Source organism: Microcystis sp. M53603_WE2, assembly GCF_030065435.1.
The window spans coordinates 1-5,995 of record NZ_JASJFF010000981.1 but is presented as its reverse complement, the minus strand read 5'-3'; the positions used below and the strand labels follow the sequence as shown (position 1 = coordinate 5,995).

General features: G+C 45.8%; 7 protein-coding genes. 2 read left to right on the top strand and 5 right to left on the bottom strand.

What is annotated here, in order from left to right; all coding sequences use genetic code 11:
* Positions 1-160, top strand: a 160-nt coding sequence (locus PX481_RS20725; protein ID WP_288095750.1) for a ClpB D2-like domain containing protein, incomplete at its 5' end; no start/stop codon positions are given.
* A 227-nt stretch (positions 161-387) separates the two neighbouring features.
* Here the strand turns inward: PX481_RS20725 and PX481_RS20720 are convergent.
* Positions 388-864, bottom strand: coding sequence for a response regulator transcription factor (locus PX481_RS20720; RefSeq protein ID WP_223212958.1), 477 nt, complete (start codon positions 862-864; stop codon positions 388-390).
* Positions 865-1,166: 302 nt separating this feature from the next.
* Entirely contained in the window at positions 1,167-2,168 is a 1,002-nt protein-coding gene (locus PX481_RS20715) for a DUF4438 domain-containing protein (protein ID WP_288026994.1), read from the bottom strand.
* A gap of 52 nt (positions 2,169-2,220) precedes the next feature.
* Here PX481_RS20715 and PX481_RS20710 point away from each other — a divergent pair, with 52 nt between their 5' ends.
* Positions 2,221-2,853 (top strand): Uma2 family endonuclease, encoded by a 633-nt coding sequence (locus tag PX481_RS20710; RefSeq protein WP_288026992.1) that lies wholly within the window; start codon positions 2,221-2,223, stop codon positions 2,851-2,853.
* An 18-nt stretch (positions 2,854-2,871) separates the two neighbouring features.
* Here the strand turns inward: PX481_RS20710 and PX481_RS20705 are convergent, their stop codons facing one another.
* Genes PX481_RS20705 through PX481_RS20695 form a run of 3 tightly spaced genes read right to left on the bottom strand, consistent with a single transcriptional unit; the run spans position 2,872 to position 5,820 of the window.
* A complete protein-coding gene (locus PX481_RS20705) occupies positions 2,872-3,735 on the bottom strand; it encodes a hypothetical protein (RefSeq protein ID WP_288026990.1) in 864 nt (287 codons plus the stop codon).
* Positions 3,736-3,759: 24 nt separating this feature from the next.
* Entirely contained in the window at positions 3,760-4,851 is a 1,092-nt protein-coding gene (locus tag PX481_RS20700) for a hypothetical protein (RefSeq protein WP_288095746.1), read from the bottom strand.
* A 21-nt stretch (positions 4,852-4,872) separates the two neighbouring features.
* Entirely contained in the window at positions 4,873-5,820 is a 948-nt protein-coding gene (locus PX481_RS20695; RefSeq protein ID WP_288095744.1) for a hypothetical protein, read from the bottom strand.
* Between the last annotated feature and the right edge of the window lie 175 nt (positions 5,821-5,995).

Here is a 5,995-nt window from a genome sequence, read left to right as displayed (position 1 = left end):
TGCGCGACCCTTAAAACGGGCAGTACAAAGATATGTGGAAACTCCGATCGCTAAGGCAATTCTGCGCGGCGAATTCAAAGGGGGAGACACGATTTTTGTCGATGTGGCCGATGAAAGATTGACCTTTAAACGGTTAGCTTCCCAAGTAGTAACTGCTTAATTAAGTAGGGTCTGCTGAAAAAGTTTTTCCCGGTGGCAGGGTGTGGGGTGTGGGGTGTGGGGTGTGGGGTTTTACTCATTTTCAGGTGGTCAATTACCTAATTTTCAGGAAAAAAGTCCAGGAATTTTCCCCCCAATCACTCCAAAGTTCGGCACTTTTTGAGGTCAAAAAAGTCTAAAAACCTTATCCAACAAGGTTTTTAGATTTACTCAGCAAGCCCTAGCCAATTAAATAGTTGCTAATTCCTGAACATCGAAATCTGATTGCAACAGTTGAATGAGAGCGGCACAACGGAAGACCATAGCAGCACGACTATCTACCCCTAATTTGGCAAAAATTCGCCGTAAATAGCTGGCAACAGTCCATTCACTAATATGTAAGCGATGGGCTATCTGTTTATTAGCCTGTCCCAGGGCCACTAGGGTGGCAATTTGTAGTTCTCTTTCCGAGAGAAGTTGGGCGATTTCTTGGGCAGAAGATTTAATTTGACCGGATACATCGAGAATAATAAAATATTGACCGTTGACTTCAAATTGATCCACCTCAACAAAAGATTTTTTTAATTCTTTTAAATAATTTTTTTCCTGATCTTCCTTTAGATGGATGATATAGTAGTGATGATCGTGCTTATAAATTTCTGAAACTACTTGATAGGACACATCGGTGAACAAAGAGCCAAGATTTTGCTGATGCTGGTTATTCATTGTCTTTTCTCTCCTAACTTGTTTTCTGGCTAAATAAAAGCTTCGTCTATCTGAAAAATAGGAAACAATCAATAAAAGTAGGTGCAAGACGGTCTTGTCAAGATTACAGTAATATATTTCTGCCAATAATTGGGCTAATCTTAACATTTAATTTGGGAATGTAGATTAGGGGAAAAATCGAGGTTTTAATTAAGACGAAGCTTGATTTGCTATAAGAGATCATTGTAAAATTTTCCAGAAAAACTTGCCAAGAAATTAGAAAAACTTAACAATAATTGAGTTTCTAGCTCAACCATAAAAAATTAAGTGCGACTAACAGAAACTTCCCCAGACCGAGGGGTAATACCAGAAAAATTGACCAGAGGAGAATAGACTTGGGCGGGGGGTAGCGATCGCAAATTAAACAGAGCGGCAAAATTAGCCCTGCTATCGTAGAGAGGTTGTAAACGTTGGCAGGAACCCGTTAGTAAAGGCATAACCCCAGGACCATGACCACTGACCGTACTATCGCCATGGACGATAATCCCGAAAGTAATCCGACCTTGACGGTAACTAGGACCGTGACGGGTATCCGCCGAGCCAATGGCAACCAAATCGCCAAATCGAAGAGTATCAAGACGATAGCGGCGGCGAAGTTGCGGATCGAATAGCTGGATATCATAATCACCACGCCAGACTGTATTTTTGCCCAATCCCGAACCCATAGCAGCAGCAGGGACAAAATGAGTCACGGGTACTTGTAAAGTGCGGTCGCCAGGAATTAAACCCCAACGTCGCAGAAAATCGGGGGAACAGTTAAATAAACGCAGATCCGGATAGTCTAATAATTTTAACCCCAAACCATAACTATAGATTTGCACTCGATCGCCGATCCGTAGGCGACGCAAAACCGCAGGGGGAAAATCTACCAAAACATGGTCCACTCCGCCATGTTTTCCCGTCACCAGACCCGATTGACCCGTGGCAGGTCCAGTAATCACCCTAGCGCGATTGCCCAAACAAGCATAGGTAATCAGGGCAAGATTCGGGCCGCGACGACTGCCGATAATTTCCCGACTATTATTATGGAGAGCCACCCCCGGCTCAATATGATCCCCCATTAAACCCACACAGCGATCGCCAACCCGTTGATTGAGGACAATTCCCCCGGTGGCCGGAAGGATTCGGGGTATGCCATCATGACCGATGCGATAGGGATTAGCCTGACCGACTGGATGGGCAATTTGACCGGCAACGGCCACCATTACTAAGTCTGGTTGGTTAATACGGAGGGAATTGGCGCTATCTGGTCGTGAATTATTCATATATCAGTTATCAGTATTCTAAAATGGAAGCATGGGATTTTTGCTTGAATCTATGACTGCAACACTGCTCGCACCACCGGCTGAAATAATTCACCTGTCCGGGATTAGCTGGGAAACCTACGAAACGCTGCTAGAAGAAATGAGCGATCGCCGTCTGCGGCTGACCTACAATCGTGGCAATTTAGAAATCATGGCTCCTTCCCCAGAACACGAATTTAGTAAAACCCTCATCGGTCGCTTTGTCGAAACCCTAGCGGAAGAATCAGCAGTCCCGATTTATCCCCTTGGTTCTACCACCTTTAAACGCCCTAAATTGAGTGGTGCAGAACCGGATGAATGTTTTTACATTGATAATATTGAGGCGGTTCGGGGGAAAAAGCGACTGGACTTCAATGAAGACCCTGCACCAGATTTAGTCATAGAAATTGATGTCACCAGCAGTTCTCAAAATCGCCTTCAGGTTTATGCAGATCTAGGCGTGGCAGAGGTTTGGGTTTATAATGGGGAATCTCTGGTTATCCAACAATTACAAAATGGCACTTATATCACCTCCCCAACAAGTCAGTTTTTTCCTAATTTACCCATCTTAGAAATTGCTATATTTTTACAACAAGCTGGCCAGACAGATTACCTAGAGTTAGTAAAAGCATTTCGGAATTGGGTAAGAAGTCAGCTGGAAAAATAAAAGGAAGGTTTTTCAACGTTAAATCTCATACCAAAATCCCCTTGCACCCTGCCAAAAATCAAATTTTTCTCCCCTAGTTTCTGACCAGTCTTCTAATTCCAATTCGCTCGCAGAAATATCTTCGCACCAACTGGGAGGAGGAGCGATCCTGATTGCTTCCGGAACCACTAAATGCAGAACCACTGGGTGGAACCCCATCCAGAGCAATTTGGAGACTCCAGACTGGATGAATAACTGGCGTAATTGTTCCCGTTCCAAAGCAGCGATCGCATCTTGTTGGTCAATTTCCTGACAGTTGATGCCCCAACTCTCCAAGGTGGAACAGATTACTGGGGGTAAGTTGCGGGCCCGATCTTCCGGGGAGCGATGGGTTAGGATAAAGGCCGACCCTAGGGCGGCACTCAAAGCGATCGCATCTCGGAAAGCATAGCCGAGCAGATCAGTGTGAATTTGTCTATCCAAACTGCGGGCTAACCATTCCCAACGACTGACTAAACTGCTGTCGGTTTCTTTGGGCAAAAGGGATTCACCAAGCCCATCGCCGATCCAAAATAGATGATGATTACCTAAATCCGTCTCTAGTCGCAGTCTTTCCCATTCCCGCAAAGTGCGACGGGTTTGAGAAGAAAGTTCCGGAGTAAGAAGGGATGGGCAATTGCCCTTCTCTGGGGACGCTTCTAGCCAAGGCCGCCAGCGATCGAAAACATCGCTATTATCAATTAGATGCCAAAATTCTCGCGCTATCCATAATTCGAGAAATCGTCCTAATTGTTTGACCAGGAGCAGACCATAATCCGATAAGGCCAGGTTGGGATCGAGGACACAAGACCAACGGCGTTGATTGAGGTTAATGGAGAAATCGGGCAAAAGAGTGGCACTCATCGGGACACCTCTAAAAAAATAGCGTTACACCCCAGCAGACTCCGAACCGATAACACTGCGTAGCGCCGGAGTTACCCCCGGAAAGGCCCGGCCTTCGGGAGTCATGCGATAGGCAGCTAACCAAGCTTCCGAGTGGGGACCCATGGGTCTGAGTTCCGATTGGAATAAAATCGGGTCAAGGGCGGTTTTAAAGTCGTTATCAGCCACAAATTGCAGAATCCGACGACCGCTTTCCGCCATTTTTGCCCGTTGGGAAGGTTCGGCAATACCCCCCAGATAGCGATTGGAGACGATTTCGATCACATCCCATTTGGTATTAGCATCGAAGGCTTTTTTGATATCGGCTGCATCCAAAAGGTTGAGAACCGTATTGAGATAATGTCCGGTTTCCATCGTCAGGGCCAAAATGTTACCGTAGGTGGAGCGATCGAGAGCATAGCGCAGATCCAAGCCGATGCGTTGAACTGTGCCAATACTGCCAAAGGGTCGCTGTTCAATGAGAGTGCCGCCGCGAATTACTTCCCCGATCAATAAATCCCGGAAATATTGGGCTACAGCTACCATAAACCCGACTAATTGCCGATGAAAATTGCGGTTAATGATCGCCCCCGAAGCTGGTTGGGCATTACCGTAGTTAAAGGCGCGACGGTAGGCCATCATCCGATCGCGGATCGTATAGCGCAAAGGTTTCCATTTGTCAAGTAAATATAGACCTCGCGCCCCCGGTCCCCGTTGAATCCGCATCCGTCCCTCTCTAAACAGACGCTGCAGCACTTGGATGACTTGAAAAACTTTCATCCGTTCGTGTTGGTAGATATAGTACAGTTCGGCGGCGGCGTGGAGTTGACTAGGAACGACGGAATCATCGAAATCTGGCTGGATATAGGGATAGGAAACGTTCTCGAAGGGAATCGGTCCTTTGGGTCCAAATCCCATTAAATCGAGGAAACTATCGGGACTACTGGAACCGTCGGCCGCCCCCTTGAGTAGTTCACCGAAACGGTCTTCGAGTTGCTGTTCGTACTGTTGGCGCTCTTCCGGTGGCATCGCTCCTAATTGATCTCTCAAAAAGGTTGCCCACAAGCGTTGAATGGTTTCTGTGGTGTTGTAGGTCATGGTTGGATTCCTTGCGGCGATTTAACTATTTGAGGCAAAATATTGAAGGATTAATTGACGTAATTGCTGGAGTTGGATCAGGCGCTGGTAGCGCAGGGCGAGCTTACTGTTCCCCAAGGGTTCTGAGGCACTCCTGGCCAGATCTTCATTGAACAAATCTGGATGCTCGGCTAATTTGTTTTGCAGGACTTCCAGTTGTCTTTCTAGACGATCTAAATTGGCAACGTCCAGATCTTCTTGTGTCAAGCTGGCTTCAACTTGACTGAGTTCGTGAAGTAAGGGCAGGGCTGGCGCTAGGTTTTCCTCTGTCAGTTGCTCCTCTAAAGAAGTAGGAAATAATTCTAGCCGTGGTGGTGCTGGGGGAGCGGCTTGTTGTCTGGCTTCAGGGGATTCAACCGCAAAAGAACCCAACAGTTCCATACACAAATCCTGGATCGTTGAAGCAAAATCCATCCATTTTTGTTCGCCTTCCTCTTTTTCTTGTAGAGTTGGTTCACCTAAAGATTCGGAGCTTAAACCGATAGACTCTACAGGCGTTTCAAAGATAGATGTAAATCGCTTTTCAAGTTCATTTTTTCCACTGTATCCCTTCATTGCTTGATCCCATAATTTCGATTGCCGCATATTGTTCATCAAACAACCCATCCTGTCTCGTTTATTGCGACACAGCCACCACCAGATAAAAATATTGAGGTTAATGAGGAGTATGTAGACAGAGATATTGATGGAAATGTTTGGAGCAGGTACTTTCACAGATAGCTGCAAATTGTTAATAGCATTGGCGATATCTGCTAATCCAGCTTTTGTCATATTTGCGGAATTTGTGTTGTTTCCTACTGCCTTGTCAGCACTTGACCCTGGTTTGGCATCAGCAAGGCTCAGAATTGCCTCAGTAATGCCTTGAATCCTCTTGTGAATTACTGTGTTAGGTGCTGGTACAGTTTCTCTTTTCGTACTAGGTGTCATCATCCGTACTCTCCTGCTTAAAAACTCTAAGTTTATGGGTTCTTCGTTACTTGGTATGGTTCGATAGGGGGGCATAAATCGACTAAATCCTTATCTGGCAAGAGACTTAATTGATTAGTTCGCTCTAGATAAAAAACAATTGACAAAAATCGCTAAATGCCTTTCTCTATAAGGGTTC

What these genes read in the sequence shown, in the direction of transcription:
- PX481_RS20705 (WP_288026990.1), bottom strand. Translation starts at nt 3,735, where the DNA reads ATGAGTGCCACTCTTTTGCCCGATTTCTCCATTAACCTCAATCAACGC.
- PX481_RS20720 (WP_223212958.1), bottom strand. Translation starts at nt 864, where the DNA reads ATGAATAACCAGCATCAGCAAAATCTTGGCTCTTTGTTCACCGATGTG.
- PX481_RS20715 (WP_288026994.1), bottom strand. Translation starts at nt 2,168, where the DNA reads ATGAATAATTCACGACCAGATAGCGCCAATTCCCTCCGTATTAACCAA.
- PX481_RS20695 (WP_288095744.1), bottom strand. Translation starts at nt 5,820, where the DNA reads ATGATGACACCTAGTACGAAAAGAGAAACTGTACCAGCACCTAACACA.
- PX481_RS20710 (WP_288026992.1), top strand. Translation starts at nt 2,221, where the DNA reads ATGACTGCAACACTGCTCGCACCACCGGCTGAAATAATTCACCTGTCC.
- PX481_RS20700 (WP_288095746.1), bottom strand. Translation starts at nt 4,851, where the DNA reads ATGACCTACAACACCACAGAAACCATTCAACGCTTGTGGGCAACCTTT.